Here is a 19,353-nt window from a genome sequence, read left to right on the forward strand (position 1 = left end):
AAGCTGCGGTCGGGGAGCTACTTCCCCGACTGGTTGCTGGAGCGGCGCAAGCGGTCCGAGCGGGCACTGACCAGCGTGGTCGCCACCTGCTACCTCCTCGGGGTCTCTACCCGACGGATGGAGAAGCTCGTCGAGAGCCTGGGCATCACCAGGCTGAGCAAGTCGCAGGTCAGCGAGATGGCCAAGGACCTCGACGCCCAGGTGAAGGCGTTTCGCACCCGCCCGCTGGACGCCGGGCCCTACACCTTCATCGCCGCCGACGCCCTGACCATGAAGGTCCGCGGGGACGGGCGCGTCATCAACGTCCACGCCCTGCTTGCCGTCGGGGTCAACGCTGATGGCCACCGCGAGATCCTGGGCTTGCAGGTCTCCTCCGCCGAGGACGGAGCCGGCTGGCTGGCCTTCTTCCGCGACCTGACCGCCCGCGGTCTGACCGGTGTCCGGCTCGTCACCTCTGATGCCCACCGCGGCTTGGTCGCGGCCATCGGAGCGACGCTGCCTGGGGCTAGTTGGCAGCGGTGCCGGACGCACTACGCCGCCAACCTCATGGCCGTCACCCCCAAGAGCAGCTGGCCTTGGGTCAAGCCTCTGCTGCACAGCGTCTACGACCAGCCTGACGCGACATCCGTCCACGCCCAGTTCGACCGGGTCTTGGACGCCGTGGCGGAGAAGCTCCCCGTCGTCGCCGAACACCTCGACGCCGCCCGCGCCGACCTCCTCGCGTTCACCGCGTTCCCGAAGGAGGTCTGGCGTCAGATCTGGTCGAACAACCCCCAAGAACGGCTCAACCGGGAGATCCGCCGCCGCACCGACGTGGTCGGCATCTTCCCCGACCGTCACGCCCTCATCCGCCTCGTCGGCGCGGTCTTGGCCGAACAGCACGACGAGTGGACCGAAGGCCGCCGCTACCTCGGCCTCGACGTCCTCTCCCGCTGCCGCCTCACCCTCCACACCGGCGACGCCCCCGACATCAGCAGCGACACCGCCACGGAGGTGAACACCGACACCACCTTGCAGGCCATCACCGCCTGACCATCACAAGATCACGCGAGAAACCGCCGTACACCACACCCCTGGACTTGACCGACGCCTCGGTGCCCGTCCATGACGCGCCGCCCGCTGGGGTGCCAGGGAGAGGAGCAGCGACTCCAGCCCAGGAGGCAGAGGCAGGCCTGTCACCGCCCCGAAGTCGACACCTATCGGCTCGTGCTCCTGCATGTCACCACCATGAGCCACCAACTCTCCCCATACAGCTTGGACGGTTGCCTAGACGCCCGCTCATGGCGCTGATGGAGCGCGATCATGGCGGCCGGCGATCTCCCACTAGATCGATGACCGTGCAATCACAGAGTGGGCGTGTCACCCGTTCGGAGGATCAAGCGCAGTGGCTCAAGTGCCGATGGGTGAGTGCCGATAGAAGGCGGGACCGCGCGTGATCGATCCGCCTACGGCCGGCAGGAGCCTGCATGAACATCTCCGGCGCCAGCACCACGAACGCTGCGTGGGGGGTCAGTGCGACGTCCTCCACCTCTCGCGCCAGCGCGAGCAGCGCAGACGGCGGTGACGACACGCTCGCCCGGCTGAAGGAGTCGGACTGGCAGCTCATCGAGCACGCCACCGGCTGGACTCGCCCGGCTGACTTCGACCCCCGCCACCCCGACGGCCCCGTGCCCCTCCTGGCCGGCACCATCGCCATGTCGCGCGGCACGGACCAGCTCGGCACGAACCAGGAGATCACTGGAGCCTGGTTGAAGGCGCAGGCCATGCGCTACCAGCAGGCCGCGATCGCCGATCACCCCTTCTCCGGCGCAGTCATGGAGCGGGCCCTGGCCTACCTAGACAGCAAGGGCCGCGGCACGGACCTCAACCTCTGACGCCGCCCGCCACGATCGAGGCCCCGCAGCCAACTACACAGTCGGCTCGGGGCCTTCGTCGTCCCAGAGCATCCGCACGCTCATGACGCGCTCAGTGCGCGATCATGGGCGTTGGTGAGCGTCCTGATCAGCCGGGTAGGCCATTGGCGGAGCCTCAGGACGCCGGATGCGCCGAGCATCGTCGTGGTGGAGTCGCGGGTGAGGCGGGTCAGGGCAGGGGCATGTCGGTCAGCTCCGGTGAGGTGACCAGCGCCTCGAGGGCGGAGGTGGTGAGGGGGGAGCCGGGAGGCAGGACGCTGCCGATGCCGGGGGTGTCATCGGAGCCGAGGATCACGCTGCGGGCGTCGATGAGCCGGCCGGGCATCGCCGCCACAGCGAAGGGCGGAGTGCTGGTGACGGGGACGCCGTCGGCGTCCTCGGTGCCCAGGTCACCCAAGCCGCTGATCACGACGGTGCCGTCAGCGAGGGTGCGCTGGGTGCAGGAGGTCTCGGCTCGGGCCCGGCAAGCATCGTCGTCGGGTGATGCCCCTGCACCACTGGAGGTGAGGGAGACGCTCAGCCGCGTCAGGGGGGTGGAGGGATCGGTGGCGGTGAAGAGCCACCCGATGTGACTCCCTGAGGTGTCCAGGAGCGGTTCGCCGTAAGCGGGCGCCCAGCCGGGCACGGCGGTGGCCAGCGCCTGGTTGAACTGCACGGCCAGCTCCGATGCGCGCTGGGCGAGCTCTTCCGGCGAGGCCGCCGGAGGCGTCGAGTAGGCCGGGGCCGGTGGCGTGACAGGCGCCGTGGTGGGGACGGTGGAGGGGGTGGCGACCGGGGAGAGCTGCTGGGTGCTGAGCGCACCACCTGCACCGGGCAACGTGACGGTGAGCAACACCGCGAGACCCACGAAGGAGGTCGCTGCAGCAGCCGCACCGATGCGGCGGCGCCGGATGCGCCGCTGACCGGCGCGGACAGCGCGCTTGAGGACGCCACCCAGGGCCGGCACCGGAGCGACCACCTCGGGTAGGGCGCGACGCAAACGCTCCTCCACTCCGGCCCGAACATCGGCCCGAAGGTCGACCTCGATGCCGGCTGCGGTGTCGCGGCGGTCTTGGCGCATCAGCTGCGGGTTCCTTCCGCGGGAGCGGGGGCGGGGGCGGGGGCGAGATGCCGCAGCCGGGTCAAGGCTCGCGAGGTCTGGCTCTTGACGGTGCCGACGCTGATGTCGAGCAGGTCGGCCACCTCCTGCTCGCTGCGGTCCTCGAGGTAGCGCAGGGCCAGGACGGCGCGCTGACGTACCGGCAGGCTGGCGAGGTCACCGATCAGGTCCAGTCGCTCCTCCACCCCGGCGTGAGGGCTCACCTGCGGGTGAGAAGTGCCTGCGTCCTGCCGCTCCTCCCAGGAGGTCTCCCGGCGTCGCCCGTGCCGGCGCCAACGAGAGTTCGCGGCATTGGCCAGCACCCGGCGGGCGTAGGCATCGGGCTCATCGACGCGCGACCAGTGCGCGAAGACCTTCTCCAACGCGTCTTGCAGCAGGTCCTCAGCCGCATGTGCATCGAGCACCAGCAGCCGTGCGATCCGGTACAGCTGTGGAGAGGCCACCTCGGCCCACGTGCTGAAGTCCTCACGACTCATGCCCTGCTGCTCTCCACACTGCCCTGACGCTCCAGGACCCGGAAAGGTTGCCAGTGGATTCCGCCCGGTCCAGTGTCGGTGTGAGCGCCTGCGCCCGCCTCGTCCCATCAGAGCGACCGCTCACAGCCCGCCACGGACACTGCCTTGCCCCCGAACGTCACCCCTTGTCGCGCTGCGCGAGGCGAGCATGACCACTCGTCGACGTCTGCCTCTGCGAGTTGAGGATGTTGCTCTGAGCTTTCATGTCGGCCGGTCAACCGGTGATCGGTTCCGCGCGTGTCACTTCCATGAGGCGCAGCGGTAGGACGATCAGGCACTCCGCGATGCTGGTGGTGGCCGTACCGGTGCTGGCGACGGGGTGCGCCACGGGCAGCGCTCCGGAGCCTCCCGGTGCGCCGGCCGCGGCGGCCACACCCCTGTTCGAGAGCCTCGCGCCCTCGACCGCGGCCCCGGCTCCCGACCCGTCCCCGACTGCGCCGACCTCGAAGCCGTACCCGACCGAGTCCAGCGCCCCGGCGCAGGAGATGACGATCACCTACCAGGACGGCACGACGGTCACCTGGCCCGGCCCCACCCAGGGCGAGGGCTGGACGGTCGGCCCTGACGGCCTGGACGCGCCGAGCTACGACCCGGAGGATCCGGGGCAGACGACGAACGGGGATCCGGCCACCGAGCAGGGGCAGCGATTGGGCGCCTGGGATGACCGGGTACGCGCCAGGATCGCCGGTCTCGGCTACAACGAGGAGCTGTGGATGCGCCCCAGACCCGACGGGCAGTTCTCCTTCGCGGACTCGGTGGGGCTCCACGGCTCCTTCACCTGGGCGCAGGGCCCGGAGCTGACCCGGCTGGACCTGGACCCGTGCTCGCACTGGCCTGCCTCCTCTGCCCTGGAGCAGCCCCTGGGTGGGGGCACCTGCCGTGTCCTGATGATCGACGGGCACCCCGTGGTGACTTCCGAGCGTCCCTTCGACGAGACATCGCGTTCCGCGTTGACCTCCGTCTTCACGGTGCGCCCCGACGGCGTCGCCGTCTCCCTGGTGCAGCCGAGCCTTGAGAGAGAGCCCACCCTCACCCGTGAGGACCTCGCAAGGGCCGCCCTCACCCTCCCTGCCCCCTGACGAACATCCGCAATCGCCGCCGTGCGGGCGCGGTCATGGCGGCCGGCGACGTCCGACCATGTCGATGTGCGAACGTCGTACACGTAGGACTCACCGCGAGCACCCACCGGTAACGTCCGCATTTGCCGCGCTCAGTGCGCCATCATGACCAGCCGGTGGACGCGCGACTCTGGCGATCTCCGGGCACACCCTCTGGTGCTGCTGCCAGGATCCAGGCGTGCCGCCTGAGCCGTACCGCCCCACGGTGATCGCTGTTGCGCCCGAGTACGACGAGGACGCCTACGTCTGGGACCACTCCCCAGGCGGGCCCGGCGGCGGACTGAACCCTGCCGTGCTGCTCGACCTGGGCGCCTGCTCCGACCTGCTCGCCCGGCTGCGGGCTTGGAACGCCGTCTACGCCCGCCTGCCGGGGACCGACTTCCAGTGGCGCGCCGAGCAGAGCGAGGAGGACTGGGAGCAGGAAGGGCTGCAGCTGGCCCTGGAGCTGCAGGGCCAGCTGCCCGACGTCGAGGTCTACTTCGGCGCCCCCGACCCCTCGCGCCCCTCGCTGCGCGAGCGGCCGGGCATGCCGCCGGGGAGTTGATCACACCGGCGTCGACGCGCACGCTCATGTAGCCGCGCCGGGGGCACGATCTTGAGCGGTGGGGACCCGCGACCACGCCCATGGTCGTGCGGGTCACAGGGGGCCCGGGGCGAGGGCGACGTGATCCTCGTCGAGCAGGATGGGTGGGGTCCCGGCGATGACCACGCAGGCCCGTTCCCACGGCCGCTGCCGCTCGAGGAAGCGCAGCTCTTCAGCCATCCACTCGTGCCAGAACGCGATGGTCTCCTCGGCATCGCCGTTGACGCCCTGGGTGATGTCGCGGGCGATGCCCCGCTCCTCAGCGGCGGCGAAGTCGGACTGCACCCACACCGTCGCGTCGATCAGCTCGGCGAGCTCTCGCTGACTGGCCCCGACGCCTTCGATGACGACGAGGTCCCGTCCGGCAGGGACGTCGATCGATCCCTGCCGGCCGTGCTGCTCCCATGCGGGTGGGCGGAAGGACACCGCCTCCCCGCGGTGCAGAGGCCGCAGGACGTGCTCGGCCAGCAGGTGACCCCATGCGAAGTAGGGCTCGTGCCAGGCGATGTCGTCGGTGTGGACGACCGTCGAGCGGCCCACCCGCTGACACAGGCGCTCAGCCAGCGTCGACTTCCCCGACGCGCCGCGACCGTCCACGGCCACGACCCTGGGCCGCCCCGTCGGCGTCCCAGCCGCCTGCAGCAGCAGCTGGACCAGTTCCCCTTCCGGCGCCGCCTTCCACGGGCCGGCGGCAGGCTCCTCTACAGGCAAGGTCATGGACACGACCCCAGCCTTCCCCACCAGAGTGCCCCAAGCCACGCGACTGCTCCGACACGCAAAACAAATCGTTGTGACGCCCCTCGGACGCGATCACGGCCGCCGCCCGACGCGTTGATCTGCCGATGAGCAGACAGTCTGGATAGGTCTGGGCAGGTACGGCGTCCGGGTCGATCGGTCGCGGGGGCCTGCCTTCAGGTCGGACTCGTCATGGCGCGGGCGGCGCGATGGTCGCGGCAGGCACCTGCCCACCGTCCAGTAGTGCCCGGCCGCCGATGGGCTCTGACAGCTGGAGCAGGTAGGGCGTCGCCGGGTTGCCGGGGCAGGTCTGGGCACCGCCGAGGGGGTCGACGCGGATGGTGATGACCACGGCGTCGGGCCGGTACTCCACGACGGGTTCTTGAACGCGACCCTCCGAGGATTGTCCGCCGGCACAGTCTCTCTCGGTCACCAGCAGCGGTAGGGAGGTGTCCTGCGGGCCGGGTGGCGCGGCCGGTCGCCACTCCGCCACCCGCGCGCTGGGCTCCACGTGCGTGCTGCACGCGTCGTTGAACGGCGAGGGGCAGTAGGGCGCCTGCAGGACGACGGTGGGGACGTCGGGCCCGGTGAGGGTGAGTCGTTGCGGCTCGCGGCCGTCTTCTGCGGAGACCAGGGCGGCGTTGTCGCGAACGGCAACGCTCGCGCCGGAGCCGGTGACCTGCTCGTAGCCGTCGGGGACGAGGACGACCACTCCGCGGGGCTCCATCTCGCGGCCGGTGGGGTCCTCGTGGCGCATCACGAACCCGGTGGTGAGCAGGGTGGAGCGCGGCAGGCAGGCACCCATCGAGCCGCCGTGCTCGACGAGCGAGGTCAGACAGAGGCTGCCGTCGGTGCTCTCAGCGAGGTAGTACTCGGTGCCGTCCGGGGTGGTCAGGACCAGGCTGGCCTGACCGGGGTGGACGAGCCGGCGCTGGGCGGAGTCGAGAGGATCCTCGTCGATGGTGCGCACCGGCGGGTCGTAGCTGAAGAAGCCGACGTGGTCCACGGGCACCCGCCGCTGCAGCACCGACAGCTCCAGCGGCACTTGCGCCGGCACCTGCACCGGCAGCGCCGGTTGTGCCCGATCCGCCTCCCGGTCCATCAGCAGGGAAATCCCGACGCCGGCGGCGGCGAGCACAGTCGCTGCGACCGCCGCGACTGTCCTGCGGGTGCGCCGGCGCCGGCGTGCCGTGCGCAGGACGGCGGCGGGGTCGAGACGACGTGAGGGCTCCGGAACCGCCTCCTCCAGGAGCTGCCTGAGGTCACCGCTCATGTCGCACTCCCCTGGAGTCGCAGGTCGCCGAGCTGGGGATGGCGGCGCAGAGCGGCCAGCGCCCGCGACGCGTGGGTCTTCACGGTGCCGACGCTGCAGTCCAGGACCGCGGCGGTGTCCGCTTCGGTGAGGTCCTCGAAGTAGCGCAGGACGATGACGGCACGCTGCCGCGGCGGCAACGTCCGCAGCGCGGAGACCAGCACCAGGTGCGTCTCCCGGGCCGGGCCGCCCGGGACCGGCGCGTCGGGCAGCTCGGCAGTGGGCACATCCCCGCGCCAGCGCCGCCGGCGCCAGTCCAGGGCCTTGTTGACCATGGTGCGGCGCACGTAGGCGTCGGCACCTTCGCGACCCTCGAGGCCTTGCGTGCCGCCGATGCGCTGCCACTGCGGCCAGACCCGCACCAGTGCGGTCTGCACCAGGTCCTCCGCCGTGGCCCAGTCCCCGGTCAGCAGCCATGCCGTGCGCAGCAGCGATCGCTCCCTCGCAGCCACGAAGAGCTGGAAGTCCTCGTCCGCATCCACCCGGTCCTCCTCGCCGCCTCACCTGCTTCAACCGGCCGTGCCCCGCAGAAGGCTGATCGCCGTCTCCGCCCACTATCGGGGACGGCCCGGAGCTGACTTCATACTGATCATCAGCTTCGCGTGCACCTGACGCGACCGCCGCGCGATCATGACCGGTGACGGACATCCACTTTTGCGCGAGTGGGGCGCGATCAAGAGCGGTGTCGTGCTCGGGGCAGTCCCATCCGACCGTGACGCAGGTGGGGCGAGATCAAGGTCGGCGACGGACGCCATCAGGCACCAAGGAGCGCGTGGATCAGCGGACGGGGGCGCACGTACCGCTGTCGACCTGCCAGGTCCCCTCCGGTCCCTGCACGACGTGCAGGACGGTCCGGCCCTGGCGCACGGACGCAGCGGCGTCCGATCGCTCGATCTCCTCCCATGCCCCGGTCAGTCCGCTCACCACGCTTCGATGACGCACGAGGTGCTCAGCCGCTTCGACCGGTGAGGGCTTGCCACCTCGGTCGGAGACCAGGCTGACGGCGAAGTCAGAGCACGACGTCTCAGAGCGAGGAGCTGACCCGATCGCCACGACCAGGCCCAGGGCGAGCGTGGCCATGCTTGCCAGACGTCGTCTCATGGAGCTGAGACGTCGACGTTGGTGCCGCGGTTCCCCGCACCGCCCGGGCCTGGAACACCCCACTCTGACGCCGGTCGTGCGCGATCATGGGCGGCGGTGACGTGCTCTGCTGACAGCGGTCACGTCGTGATGACTACAGGCCGAGACTGCGATCGACCTCCGCCTGCGGTCAGACGTGGACCGGTCCCAGCTCCTCGCGCATGTGCGCTACGTCGTCGGGAGTGAGGGCACCGGAGCCGTCTGCATCGGCGTGGTCGCTGTCTGCGCACTCGAGAGACCAGGCGATGCGACAGGGGCCGTTGTGATCGTCGGGAGCGGCGCACAACGCCTCACCGATCACCGTCTGCAGCCGCTCCACCTGTCCAGGCGTGGCGAGGACATCCACAGAGAGCCGGAACGGACGGCGTCGATCAACGGCCAGCTGCTGGTCAGCGTCACCACTCACCCTGGGGACCGTAGCCGCACCGTCGTGCGACCGGCCGCCCGCTTCCGCGGATGATCTTGCGCTCGCGCCGCCGCCGTGCGGGCGCGGTCGCAGCCGGGCTTCGCTGCTGGAGGAGGTCAGCTCCTGGCAGTGGGAGCCAGGGTGATCGTGAGGTGGCAGGTGCCGTCGGAGGGTCGATCGGCGTGGCTGCTGCGCCGCTTCCAGTTGAGTGGAGCGCTCAGGTGCACCGTGCCCGCGGCGGCGTGCACGACGGTGATCAGCCAGCCCGGGAAGTCCGCCCGGCAGGCACCACCGGCGAACTCCTGCCCCGGGGGCAGGGGTGGCCAGCCGAAGTCGATCGCGGGCCCGTCGGCGGCGTCGGCGACCACCAGAAGGTCTCCATCGCTGAGCACGGCCGCTCCCGGCTGCAGCCACCCCCTGGCATGGCCGTGCTCCTCAGCAGGCTGGACCTCGACGCTGAGGCAGAAGTGACCGGGCAGGTCACCACGCTCCTCCAGGGCCGTGGCCCCGTCCAGGGGGGTGATGCGCCCCAAGCCCACCGCGACCGCAGGAGCCGCTTCGGCCGGATCCTCAGGAACCACCTCGGCGCGGACCGTGACCGTCCAGCCCTCCAGCGACGCCGCGGCCGCCTCCCGCGGGTCCGAGGCCGCCCCCCTTCCCGTGAGCACCTCAAGCTGCGGGTCCGTGCCCGGGTGCGCCCGCGCGGCGGCGGCGGCTACCTCCTGCACGCGGCGGAGCTTCTCCTCCCGCTGCTGCCGGTGGCGGCGGTGACGCTCGTCCAGCACCGCCAGGTCACTCTCCTGCGGCGGTGTCAGGGTCAGCGGCGCGATCTGCTGCTGCACCGAGCGGGCTTCGCCGGGAGTCAGGCTGGCGCTGATGCCGCTGCCGGCATCGCGGACGGTGAGGATGCGCATGCCGACCTCGTCGAAGGCGGCGAGGTAGCGGCACCAGCCGGCATAGACCAGCAGCGCCAGCCAGTGGGCCTCCGGATCCGCCAGCTCCCTGACGGTGTCGTTGCTGTGCCGCACCCCGGCACCGCCGGCCATGCGCAACCGGATCTGCGCCTCCATGGCCAGCACGTCGAAGTCGTCGCGGTGGTCGGAGTGCACCTCCACGTGCAACCGCTGGATGCGGGGACGGACCGTCTGCAGCAGCACGGCGCACACCTGCTGCGCGACCACCGGACCGCTCAGCTCCTCCACCACCACGTACGGCACCTGCTGCACAGTCGGCACCAGGCCATGCTGACCCATCCCCGACACCACCGACCGAACGTCCGACTTCGACGCACTGCGGGCGTGATCGTGGCCGTCGTTTCGGGGCCGATCAGGATCGGTGCAGTCGGGGATGCACCCTTTGGTCGTGGTGTGCGTCTTCAGGGTGTGGGAGGCGACGTGGGAGCAGCGGGGTCGGTGCTGAGCCAGGCTCCGCTGCTCGACGTGGAGGCGGCCGAGGTGGAGGAGGACTACCGGGGCCTCTTCGTCGTCCACTTCGTGTCTCTGGTCCGTCTGGCCCAGCTCTGTGGCGCCGATGACCCCGAGGACATCGCCCAGGAGGCGCTGGTGCGTCTGCACCAGCGGATGCACCGGCTGCAGGACCCGGCGGCAGCGTTGGCCTACGTCCGCCGCAGTGTCATCAACCTCTCCACCTCCCGCCTGCGCCGGCTGCTGCTGGAGCGGCGCACCCCTGGTGAGGTCCCGCGGGAGGTGCCGTCTCCGGAGACGCAGGTGCTCACCGAGCAGCGTCGCCTGGCTCTGCACGCCGCACTGGGGCAGCTCCCGGCGCGGCAGCGCCATGCCCTGCTGCTGCGGTACTGGCTGGACCTGCCGGTGGCTGAGGTCGCCGCTGTCCTCGGCTGCCGGGTGGGCAGCGCCAAGTCGATCCTTGCGCGGCGCTCTCATCGCCATGGACGACGTCCCACCTGGTTCCGCAGCCGACTCCAGGTCCCCGACACCCACCAGCACATCCCCGCTCATCACGGAGGGCCACGGCGCACGACCATCCGACGTCGACGCCGAGCCGGCGCGATGAGGGGTCGCCGGCGTCGCATCCACCTTCCCGCGAGGCGGTGCCTGGACGGGCCGGGGACCTCAGCGATCCGCGGCGCCGCGCGCGCGGTTCGAATGAGCGCGCATCACGCGTTGGCTGTCGTCCGCAGACAGCTCCGGCAGGGTGATCACGCGACCCCGGGCACAGGTCACGTGGAGCAGGCGGGGGCCACCCGATGGGTCAAGGCGTACGTGCTCGACGCTTCGCCAGGGCAGACGCCGCTTCCAGGGGGTGCCGTCGTAGATGACCAAGCCTTCGGGGCTGAGCGCCACGTGGGCCCGTCGCCGGAGCAGTCCCTGCACGATCATGCCCAGACTGATGATGAGTGGACCTCCGAGCGAAAGCGACTCGCGGTACCACATCGCCGCCGCAACGATGATCGTGCACGCCGCGCCGACGCCCATGAGCCACGTGCTCGCTCGCGACGGGATCGCACGGAGGACGGTCACCTGCGACATGGGGTCATCGTGCAGCCGACGATGACTCGTCGCACCCGATCACGGGCGAACGCCCGCGTCTGCCGCCGCTCAAGCTGGGTCGTGACCGGACGGCGGCCCGTACGAGCCCTGCCCTCACGGTCATCTCGCGACGTCAGTGCGCCCGCGAGCTGCCGCGGTGGGCTTCCGGTGGCCCAGAGGGCTCAGCCGTGCGGGGTCGGCGCGCCGGCTCGGTCAGGGGATGTCGCGGCTGGCCAGGATGAGCTCGACGGCGGCGACGGGCTCGCGGGGGACGTGCAGGGCCATGCGGTACCAGACGCCCCCGCCCGGCTCCGTGGGTGCGGCGGGGCCCCGCCTGGTCCAGCCGATGCGGGTGTGCCCGGGCAGGCTGTGCTGCACGCCGAGGCGGCTGCCGTTGACGGTGATGCCGGTGTAGGCGCCGGCCGGCTCGGTCAGCGAGGTGGCCCGGCGCCCACGTTCCTCCTGGGGGGCGCGCGTGAAGGGGGAGTAGCCCACCGAGCCGACGACCCAGCCCTCCTCCTCGGCGTCGTGCAGGGCGACTCGTGTCAGGTCCGCCTCCGCAGGCGCCCAGAGCAGGTAGATCTCCAGTTCCATCGGTTCACCGTTGGGCAGGGAACTGCCGCGCGCGGGGAGCGGATCCGCGTCGCTGGTCCAGAACATCCTGGACGTCAGGCACAGCAGGCGCCGCCCCGCCTTCTCCAGCGGCGTCAGGGACGGCAGGGCGAAGCCGAGCCAGTCCTCCACCTCCGCGCGGGTGTGCTGGTGCATGGTCCGGCTGATGCTGTTGGCTCCTCCGTCCTGGCGACGGGAGCGGCGCGTGAGCCTGGGGGTCATGCGCCGGCCGGGGCGCAGTGCGCCCAGCGCCCGGCGCAGGTGCTCGTTCAGCGGCAGCTGCGCCACCGGGTAGGGGTTGGCGTGGGCGGCGCGGGCGATGGCCGCCTCCTCCTCAGCCGCCGGGTGCAGCGCGAGGTGCTCCTGCCGCCACGGCTCGCCGGCGGCGTCCGCACGCCGGCTGCGGTCGCCGACGCCCGTCTCGACGCCGTACGGGTCGTCCTCGGGATCCAGGTGCACCTGCAGGCTGCGGCAGGCCAGTGCACCGCCGTACCCGGTCGCGGCCAGGGCCTCCAGCCAGTCGATGCGCGCCCGCGGTCGCGCGTCGGGGTCGTCCGGGTGCGGTGGGCTGATCTCGATGAAGCCGGCCGCGTCCATCGCGCTGAGCCAGTTGCTGGTGCGCTGCAGCAACCGCACCGCGGCCGGCGGGCCGCTGAGCTCGCTGAAGGCCCGCTCCAGCGACTCCGCCAGCTCCCGCTCGTCCCTGCATCGTCGTCCCGTCGAGCATGCAGCAAACGTCAGCCTCCTCGCCGCAGTCCGGCTGGCCGACGCGGTGATTCCCCGCGTGGACGGCCTGCGCGGTGAGCGCCTCGCGCCCTGTTCCTCGTGCGCGACGACGGCCCCGACTCTGTAGAGGCACGACCGGACCCGTTCGTCCCCGATGTCGAAGGGCCGTGCCTCCACGTCGCCGGTCTCCACCGGCTCGCGTGCCGGCCCCGCGCAGCGCCGCCGGGGGCCGCGGCAGTCCCATAGTGTGGTCCCTCCACCGGCGGACCTGAGACGTCGTCACGACACCTGGAGCGGCAGACCCGTGCACGACGACTTGCGAACCGGCGGAGCGGGGTCCGAGGAGGACGAGGCCATCGCGCTGTACTACGACGACTTCGCCCCGCACTACGTGTCGGGCTGGCGGTCCCTGGAGCACTACGGCCCCCTCGTCGCGGACTTCCTGCTGCGCACCGTGACGCCGGAGTGCCGGGTGCTGGACGTCGGATGCGGCCCGGGACAGCTGACGAGGAACCTCGCGCCGAGCGTCTCCGTCACGGGCATCGACCTGTCGCCGCGGATGCTCGCGGTCGCCGGCCGGGAACGACCCGGGGGCCGGTACGAGCAGCACGACTTCCACGACCCGCTGCCGGAGAGCTGGGGACGCTTCGATGTCGTCATCGCCGTGGGGTGCCTGGAGTTCTGCCGCGACCTCGCCTCGACGCTGCGCAATCTCGCCGACGTCTGCGCACCCGGGGCGCGCCTGCTGGTGGGAGTCGTCGAGGACCGCGCCAGCCGGGAACCGGGCCGTTCCCGGCGTGCGTTCTCCGACGCCGGCCTGCCCGGGGTCGACATGCACTGCTACGACGCCACCGCGCAGTTGAGCGCGGTCACGTCCGCGGGGCTGGCGCCGTGGTCGTACCGGTTCGTCCCGGCGTGGCGGCACGAGGAGTACTCCTACGTCGTGCAGTACGGGCTGTGGGAACTCCGCAAGGAGGTGACCGGCTCCTCGTCGACCGGTTCTTGACAGCGCCGGACGACCTGAGGACGTCCGTCTCACGACGTCCATCGGCTCGCGCTGCGGCGGGCCGTCCCCTCCGCCTCGTTCCTCTGTCGCGTCGACGAAGTCCGCGCCAGACGGACGTCCCGTCGGGACCACCCCGGGGTGTGGCGGGGGAGAGGTGGAGATGGACCTCGGCCCGGACCTCCTCGTGCCGGACGGCGTTCTGCGCGACATCTGGGTGCTCGACACGCGCACCGGCGACGTCACCTTCTGCGGATCCCGATGCCGGCCAGTGCGGGTCCTGTTGGGACCGTCGGTCGCATCTCTCGCTGTGGTGTCAGGAGCGGTTGTAGTGGGTGACGAGGCGGGTGACGTCATCGACGGTTTGGGGGCGGGCGAGGTGGTAACCCTGGAGCAGGTGACAGCCCGCGCCGGTGAGGTAGACCTTCTGTGCTTCGGTTTCCACGCCTTCTGCGATGACCCGCAGGTCGAGACTGCCGGCGACAGTGAGGACGGCGTTCAACAGGCTGCGGCAGCGGGCGTCGTCGGGGAGGCCTGCGACGAAGGACTGATCGATCTTGGCGTAGGACACGGGGAGGCCGATGATGCGGGACAGGGAGGAGTACCCGGTGCCGAAGTCGTCGACGGCGAGGGGATGCCCTGCGCACGAGTAGTCGCCGAGGACGGAGGCCAGGGCCGGGTCGGCGAAAGCATCCTCGAGGACCTCCAGGCCTATGTCGGCCGTCTTCAGCTCGTGCGTGCTGAGGCTGATGGTGATCGCCTCGCGCAGGGCCGGGTCGGCCAACTCTCGCGGGCCGACGTTGCAGAAGATCACACGTGGCGCGGATTCGCCCAGCTCGCGGCGCCAGGTGGCCAACTGGGCGCACGCGGTCTCGACGACCCAGGCCGCCAGCCGTGAGAGGAAGCCGTTGCAGCCCGCGTGGTGGATGAACTGCTGGGCAGTGAGGAGGCCGTGTTCGGGGTGCTGCCAGCGGAGCAGGGCCTCCACGGCCTCGATGCGCTCGTCGGTCGCGTCGAGGATCGGCTGGTAGTGCAGCAGCAACTGCCCGCTCTCCAGGGCCTTGCCGAGGTCACGTTGCAGGCGGCGGCCGAAACCCACTGTCGCGCCCCGGGTGTGGTCGCGGACGACGACGGTGTTGCGGCCCCGCTCCTTCGCCGCGTACATGGCGACATCAGCGTCTTGGAGCAGTTCCTGCGCGCTGGGCCCGGCGTGGGAGACGGCGATGCCGATGCTGGCTGAGACCACGAGATCCTCGCCGGCCACCCGGACCGGTTGACTCAGGGCCGCCCGCAGTCGCGCGGTGATGGCGGCGACCGTCCGGTCCAGTTCCGGCGCCTTCGCGGGCAGGTCCTCGCACAGCAGGACGAACTCGTCCCCGGCGAGGCGGGCGAGGGTGTCTCCGGCACGGAGCGTGGCGTTGATCCGGCGGGTGATCTCGATGAGGACGTCGTCTCCGGCGGCGTGACCGAAGGTGTCGTTGACCTCCTTGAAGCGGTCCAGGTCGAGGAAGGCCACCGCGAGGACCCTGTCGCGGCGGGTTGCGGTGGCCAGGGCGTGCTCGATGCGGTCGTGGAGCACACTGCGGTTGGGCAGCCCGGTGAGCTGGTCGTGCATGGAGCGGTGTTCGATCTCCAGGTGGGCGAGGTACGCGGCGTCACGGTCGGAGGCCATCACCAGGTAGGAGGCTGCCACGTCGGCGAGCAGCCGCGCGACGGCGAGTTCCCGCTCCGGCCAGGCGCGCGCACGGGTTCGGTACAAGTCGAGGACGCCCCAGACTCGGCCGCGGGCACGCAGCGGCACCGCGGCCACGGCACGGAGGCCCAGCGCCGAGGCCTCCGCAGCGAACTGCGGCCAGCGCTGCTGCTGGGCGGCGATGTCCGTGACGGTGACCATCGCGTCCCAGTCGACCGCGTCACGGCAGGGGCCCTGCTGCAGCTCCTCCTGCAGCCTCTCCAGGTCGGTGACCTGCTCGTCGGAGTGTGCGACGCGGGCGCAGGCGCTGCCCGCGGATTCCCGCACGGCCATCACCGCGACCGCGGTACCGGTTCCGCCCAGGGCGACCGCCGCGGCCTCGCGCAGCTCGCGCAGGATCCCTCCGCTGCTGAAGTCTCGGATGGCGGCGTCGGCGAGACGCCCTACAGCCGTCGTCAAGGCCTGTTCCTTGTTCATCGTCGTGCTCGACTCTTCGCCCATCACGGGTCCCGTCTGCGGCGCCGCCCGAGCATCGCCACGGCGCCTGCGCCGGTCCACCTGCGGCGCGCGAGGCGGCGGCGGAGGCTCACCGGGCAGCGCCACCGGCAGAGGAGCACGCGGCGGCAGCGTCATGAGGGTGGGAGGTGATGCTCGTTCGGAGATCCGCTCCAAGCGGCGTCTCAGAGACGTCATCCGCGAACGGCACTGCGTCGAAGTTCCAGTGCACGGCAAGCTCCCGGTACTACGTACTGTACGGCTGTCGCCACGCAAAGTCACTACGGGTGGCGCCATCGGCCCTGGGTGCCTCCTCTGACACGGCAGCCCCGGCGGCGGGCCCGGTGCCGACGGTCAGTGGTTCAGGGCAGCGCCCGGCCTGTCGGGTCAGGCGACGGTGAGGGTGGGTCGGGGCCGGCCGAGGGCGTAGCCCTGGCCGTGGTCGCATCCGAGGTCGTGCAGCCGTTGTTGTTGGTGGCTGGTTTCGATGCCCTCTGCGGTGACGGACAGGCCCAGGCTGTGGGCGAGGCCGATGACGTGGGCGACGATGACGTCCCCTGCGGAGGTGGTGGTCATCGTCTTCACGAACGACTGGTCGATCTTGAGGGTGTCCACCGGCAGACGGTGCAGGTAGGCCAGTGAGGAGAAGCCGGTGCCGAAATCGTCGACGGCGACGCGCACTCCCAGGTCCCGGATCTGCTGGAGCACCGCGGAGATCTCGCCCAGGTCGGAGATCAAGCTGGCTTCGGTGACCTCCACGCACAATCGGTGCGGGTCGACGTCCGCGGCACTCATGGCCTGACGCAAGGACGTCACGAACTCCGGGTGGTGCAGCTCACGGGGTGAGGCGTTGACCGCCAGGCGGAAACCGGCGGCCGGTAGCGCCGTGTCGGCCGCGTGCAGGCTCCGGCAGGCGGCGTTGGTGACCCACCGGCCCAGCGCGGTGATCTGTCCGGTGACCTCGGCGGCGGGCAGGAAGGCGGCAGGGGTCAACAGTCCGCGGACGGGGTGCTGCCAGCGGATGAGAGCCTCCGCTCCGGCCACGGCGCCGGAGCGCAGGTCGAGGACGGGCTGGTAGTGCAGGCGCAGCTGCCCGCCCTCCAGTGCGGTGCTGAGTTCTGACTCCCATTGCAGCAGACTCGGGGCGCCCGTCGGGCGGCGGCGGTCGGCGACGGCGATGCGCTCCCCACCGCGACTGCCCCCCTCCTTGGCCTCGTACATGGCGGTGTCAGCGGCGTGGAGCAGCGACTCGGGGGTGTCGCCGGGCTCGGCGTAGGCGATGCCGATGCTGGCGGCGATGCACACGGGGTGGCCGTCGATGCGGATCGGGCGGTCCAAGGCGGCGAGGAGCCGCCGGGCCAGCCCGGTCGCGGTGCCGCTGGGGCGGCGCGTGGGGTGCTGGTCGCCGGCCAGGACGACGAACTCGTCACCCGCCAGCCGCGCCAGGGTGTCGCCGGGGCGCAGCACCGACTGCAAGGCGTCGGCGACGCCGATGAGGAGGCGGTCCCCGGCGGCGTGGCCGAAGGTGTCGTTGACCTGCTTGAAGCGGTCCAGGTCCACGAAGAGCACCGCCAGGGCCTTCGAGCTCCGGCTGGCCGCGGCCAGCGCCAGGCTGAGGCGGTCCAGCAGCAGCACCCGGTTGGGCAGTCCCGTCAGCGGGTCGTGCATGGTCTGCACCCGCAGCGCGTCCTCCGCGGCCTGGCGGCTCTCCCGGTCGCGGGCATGCAGGATGTAGTTGGTGGCCACGTGCGTCAGCAGCCGGGCAGCGGCCAGATCCTCGGCGTTCAACAGCAGCGGGGCGCGGGAGTACAGCTCCACCGCACCCCAGATCCGTCCCCGCGCCGCCATCGGCAGCGAGGTGACCGCGGCGACCCCAGCGGCCAGGGCCGCGGAGGTGAAGCGGCGCCAGCGGGTCTCTACGCGCAGGTCGGGCACCTGAACCGCCTCGGCGCTGAGCACGGCCTCGAAGCAGGGTCCCTCACCCAGGTCGGCCTGGGCACGTTCGGCCATCGCGAACTCGACAGTCGTAGCCTCGGCGTAGAGCAGCCGGTCCTCGTGCAACAGGGAGACCGCGGCCCCGTCGACGGGCAGCACCCTCGGTAGGCGCTCACACAGCCGCCGCAGCACCTGCTCCACGTTGAACCCCGTCAGCAGCTCTTCGGCGAGGCCGGCCATCACCTCGGCCAGCTCGAGCCGATGCCCTGCCGCGACCACCTCGTCAGCCGCGACCTCACCCGAGGTGCGCCGCTCACCCTGTGACTCCAGCGTGCCGGCCCCCGGGACGGGTGGTGCGGGCGTAGCGCGCGCGGCGCTTCGCGCGTCTCGGTCTCGAATCCTCTGCGGGAGGGCATCCTCGGGCACCCCGGAGGCACCAGCCTTCTGAGGCCCCGCAGCGCCACCCGCCTCGGAAGCGGCTTCCACCGGGCGCTGTCCCTGCGGATGACCGGGAAGCTCGGGACCGGAGTTCACGACGCCCAGCGTGGCACTGGAAGGAAAGCCCGGCCAAGTCCTGGCCCGGAGCCCGGGCGGCTTCGATTCCCCACGTCGCAGACGCCCGGCGCCGGCGCCGGCGCCGGGCGTCCGCCTCTTGGGCCCGCCGGGGCAGTCATCCAGACGGTGCTCCGTGGTGGAATGAGGATGGAGCCGTCCAGGCGCTCGGCCGGTGGAGCGGTTCCAGTGCACCGGCGTTGACCACGAGGGGGTGGGCAGCGGTTCGTCTTTCAACGTCGCCTGACAGTGCGCGCCAGGCACGGCAGAAGGTGACCGGCTCGCTGAGCGCGATGGGGCGTGCCGATCTGGTCGACCACGCGACCCTGGTGGTCTGCGAACTCGTCGCCAACGCTGTGATGCACACCCGCACCGAGCTGGACCTCTCGGGGGAACCCGCGGGAGCAGATGTTCGGGTCGCCGTCTCCGACGGATCCCCCGTCCTGCCCCGCTGGACACCTGCCTCCGCGACCGCGAGCATGCGCCTCCGACTGCGCCGCGACGATGCCGTCGCCGCCCGGGAGTGGCTGGCGGCGCTGGACGAGGCGGAGGACCCGACGAACCACGGCACGCTGCTGCTGCCGCCGTTCCCCCAGTCGATGGTGGTGTTCCGCCGCGACTACATCGCCGCCGTCATCGCCGAACTCGAGCCCCTCGTAGTGCCGAGCCGCTGCAGTGGGAGGTCCGGCACGCGGGCCCGACGCGCAGGAGAGCAGGAGTCGGTCCCCGGCTGCGGGACCGGCGCCCGTGACCGCGCCGGGCGAGCCCGCCCGGCGCGAGGGGGAGGCGCGTGACTGGGGGTCCGGGGTTCAGTGTCGCTAGCATCGACAGGATGCGACCAGGGCGTCCTCGACGTCTTCGGTGGTGACCGAGGAGTGGATCGGGAGTCGAGCGCGAAGGGGGCTGCGGTGATGGCAGGCGTCGACCTGCTCAGCCGGCGGGGGCGTCGTCGTCACGGGCGAGTCGGCGTCGGGGCGCAGCATGGACGCTGAACGGGGCCCGGTGGGTC

18 protein-coding genes and 1 pseudogene are annotated in these 19,353 nt (G+C 71.5%); 7 read left to right on the top strand and 12 right to left on the bottom strand.

Annotated features, from left to right (window positions below):
- Together CLV92_RS19680 and CLV92_RS19685 are read left to right on the top strand one after the other, a co-directional pair.
- Positions 1-1,032, top strand: a 1,032-nt coding sequence (locus CLV92_RS19680; protein ID WP_104435642.1) for an IS256 family transposase, incomplete at its 5' end; no start/stop codon positions are given.
- A 434-nt stretch (positions 1,033-1,466) separates the two neighbouring features.
- Positions 1,467-1,874 (top strand): hypothetical protein, encoded by a 408-nt coding sequence (locus CLV92_RS19685; RefSeq protein ID WP_104435644.1) that lies wholly within the window; start codon positions 1,467-1,469, stop codon positions 1,872-1,874.
- Positions 1,875-2,082: 208 nt separating this feature from the next.
- Here the strand turns inward: CLV92_RS19685 and CLV92_RS19690 are convergent, their stop codons facing one another.
- The 3 genes from CLV92_RS19690 to CLV92_RS21700 all read right to left on the bottom strand — a co-directional run bounded on the left by CLV92_RS19690 (position 2,083) and on the right by CLV92_RS21700 (position 4,023).
- Positions 2,083-2,859, bottom strand: a complete 777-nt coding sequence (locus CLV92_RS19690; protein WP_146099689.1) for a hypothetical protein — start codon at positions 2,857-2,859, stop codon at positions 2,083-2,085.
- A 113-nt stretch (positions 2,860-2,972) separates the two neighbouring features.
- Positions 2,973-3,488 (bottom strand): SigE family RNA polymerase sigma factor, encoded by a 516-nt coding sequence (locus tag CLV92_RS19695; protein WP_104435647.1) that lies wholly within the window; start codon positions 3,486-3,488, stop codon positions 2,973-2,975.
- A gap of 253 nt (positions 3,489-3,741) precedes the next feature.
- Positions 3,742-4,023, bottom strand: coding sequence for a hypothetical protein (locus CLV92_RS21700; RefSeq protein WP_158257355.1), 282 nt, complete (start codon positions 4,021-4,023; stop codon positions 3,742-3,744).
- Between CLV92_RS21700 and CLV92_RS19705 the strand changes: the two genes are divergently transcribed.
- The gene (locus tag CLV92_RS19705) at positions 4,013-4,606 is read left to right on the top strand and encodes a hypothetical protein (RefSeq protein ID WP_104435649.1); all 594 of its coding nucleotides are present in this window, start codon (positions 4,013-4,015) and stop codon (positions 4,604-4,606) included. The two genes, CLV92_RS21700 and CLV92_RS19705, sit on opposite strands and share 11 nt — an antisense overlap.
- Positions 4,607-4,823: 217 nt before the next feature.
- Positions 4,824-5,189, top strand: coding sequence for a hypothetical protein (locus CLV92_RS19710; protein WP_104435650.1), 366 nt, complete (start codon positions 4,824-4,826; stop codon positions 5,187-5,189).
- A 93-nt stretch (positions 5,190-5,282) separates the two neighbouring features.
- Here CLV92_RS19710 and CLV92_RS19715 read toward each other — a convergent pair whose 3' ends face one another.
- From CLV92_RS19715 to CLV92_RS21190, 5 genes are all read right to left on the bottom strand, one after another.
- Entirely contained in the window at positions 5,283-5,945 is a 663-nt protein-coding gene (locus CLV92_RS19715; protein WP_245886989.1) for a uridine kinase family protein, read from the bottom strand.
- A gap of 208 nt (positions 5,946-6,153) precedes the next feature.
- The gene (locus CLV92_RS19720; RefSeq protein WP_146099690.1) at positions 6,154-7,236 is read right to left on the bottom strand and encodes a hypothetical protein; all 1,083 of its coding nucleotides are present in this window, start codon (positions 7,234-7,236) and stop codon (positions 6,154-6,156) included.
- On the bottom strand, positions 7,233-7,757 hold the full coding sequence (locus CLV92_RS19725; protein WP_104435654.1) for a SigE family RNA polymerase sigma factor: 525 nt from the start codon (positions 7,755-7,757) through the stop codon (positions 7,233-7,235). Before CLV92_RS19725 ends, CLV92_RS19720 begins: the two co-directional genes overlap by 4 nt.
- Before the next feature lie 788 nt (positions 7,758-8,545).
- Positions 8,546-8,821, bottom strand: a complete 276-nt coding sequence (locus CLV92_RS19735) for a hypothetical protein (protein WP_146099691.1) — start codon at positions 8,819-8,821, stop codon at positions 8,546-8,548.
- Between the two features lie 116 nt (positions 8,822-8,937).
- Positions 8,938-10,056 carry a hypothetical protein gene (locus CLV92_RS21190; RefSeq protein WP_146099692.1) on the bottom strand — a complete coding sequence of 373 codons (1,119 nt, stop codon included), beginning with the start codon at positions 10,054-10,056 and terminating at the stop codon, positions 8,938-8,940.
- Between the two features lie 6 nt (positions 10,057-10,062).
- Here CLV92_RS21190 and CLV92_RS22990 point away from each other — a divergent pair.
- A pseudogene (locus CLV92_RS22990) lies at positions 10,063-10,701 on the top strand (RNA polymerase sigma factor); the annotation flags it as partial.
- A 210-nt stretch (positions 10,702-10,911) separates the two neighbouring features.
- Here CLV92_RS22990 and CLV92_RS22650 read toward each other — a convergent pair.
- Both CLV92_RS22650 and CLV92_RS22655 read right to left on the bottom strand, forming a co-directional pair.
- Positions 10,912-11,328, bottom strand: coding sequence for a hypothetical protein (locus CLV92_RS22650; protein ID WP_245886990.1), 417 nt, complete (start codon positions 11,326-11,328; stop codon positions 10,912-10,914).
- Between the two features lie 213 nt (positions 11,329-11,541).
- A complete protein-coding gene (locus tag CLV92_RS22655; RefSeq protein ID WP_245886992.1) occupies positions 11,542-12,570 on the bottom strand; it encodes a hypothetical protein in 1,029 nt (342 codons plus the stop codon).
- A 400-nt stretch (positions 12,571-12,970) separates the two neighbouring features.
- On the opposite strand from CLV92_RS22655, the gene CLV92_RS19745 reads away from it, so the two are divergent.
- Positions 12,971-13,672 carry a class I SAM-dependent DNA methyltransferase gene (locus CLV92_RS19745; RefSeq protein ID WP_211291298.1) on the top strand — a complete coding sequence of 234 codons (702 nt, stop codon included), beginning with the start codon at positions 12,971-12,973 and terminating at the stop codon, positions 13,670-13,672.
- Positions 13,673-13,985: 313 nt separating this feature from the next.
- Here CLV92_RS19745 and CLV92_RS19750 read toward each other — a convergent pair whose 3' ends face one another.
- Together CLV92_RS19750 and CLV92_RS19755 are read right to left on the bottom strand one after the other, a co-directional pair.
- Entirely contained in the window at positions 13,986-15,821 is a 1,836-nt protein-coding gene (locus CLV92_RS19750) for a putative bifunctional diguanylate cyclase/phosphodiesterase (RefSeq protein ID WP_158257356.1), read from the bottom strand.
- A 423-nt stretch (positions 15,822-16,244) separates the two neighbouring features.
- Positions 16,245-18,071 carry a putative bifunctional diguanylate cyclase/phosphodiesterase gene (locus tag CLV92_RS19755; RefSeq protein ID WP_104435663.1) on the bottom strand — a complete coding sequence of 609 codons (1,827 nt, stop codon included), beginning with the start codon at positions 18,069-18,071 and terminating at the stop codon, positions 16,245-16,247.
- A gap of 566 nt (positions 18,072-18,637) precedes the next feature.
- On the opposite strand from CLV92_RS19755, the gene CLV92_RS19760 reads away from it, so the two are divergent.
- Positions 18,638-19,138, top strand: a complete 501-nt coding sequence (locus CLV92_RS19760; RefSeq protein WP_104435664.1) for a hypothetical protein — start codon at positions 18,638-18,640, stop codon at positions 19,136-19,138.
- The last annotated feature ends 215 nt before the right edge of the window (positions 19,139-19,353 follow it).

Source organism: Kineococcus xinjiangensis, assembly GCF_002934625.1.
Classification (GTDB): domain Bacteria; phylum Actinomycetota; class Actinomycetes; order Actinomycetales; family Kineococcaceae; genus Kineococcus_A; species Kineococcus_A xinjiangensis.

Bases quoted from the DNA above. Each gene is read 5' to 3' on its own strand.
- CLV92_RS19685 (WP_104435644.1), top strand. From the start codon at position 1,467: ATGAACATCTCCGGCGCCAGCACCACGAACGCTGCGTGGGGGGTCAGT.
- CLV92_RS19695 (WP_104435647.1), bottom strand. From the start codon at position 3,488: ATGAGTCGTGAGGACTTCAGCACGTGGGCCGAGGTGGCCTCTCCACAG.
- CLV92_RS19705 (WP_104435649.1), top strand. From the start codon at position 4,013: ATGACGATCACCTACCAGGACGGCACGACGGTCACCTGGCCCGGCCCC.
- CLV92_RS19715 (WP_245886989.1), bottom strand. From the start codon at position 5,945: ATGACCTTGCCTGTAGAGGAGCCTGCCGCCGGCCCGTGGAAGGCGGCG.
- CLV92_RS19720 (WP_146099690.1), bottom strand. From the start codon at position 7,236: ATGAGCGGTGACCTCAGGCAGCTCCTGGAGGAGGCGGTTCCGGAGCCC.
- CLV92_RS22650 (WP_245886990.1), bottom strand. From the start codon at position 11,328: ATGTCGCAGGTGACCGTCCTCCGTGCGATCCCGTCGCGAGCGAGCACG.
- CLV92_RS19760 (WP_104435664.1), top strand. From the start codon at position 18,638: ATGGGGCGTGCCGATCTGGTCGACCACGCGACCCTGGTGGTCTGCGAA.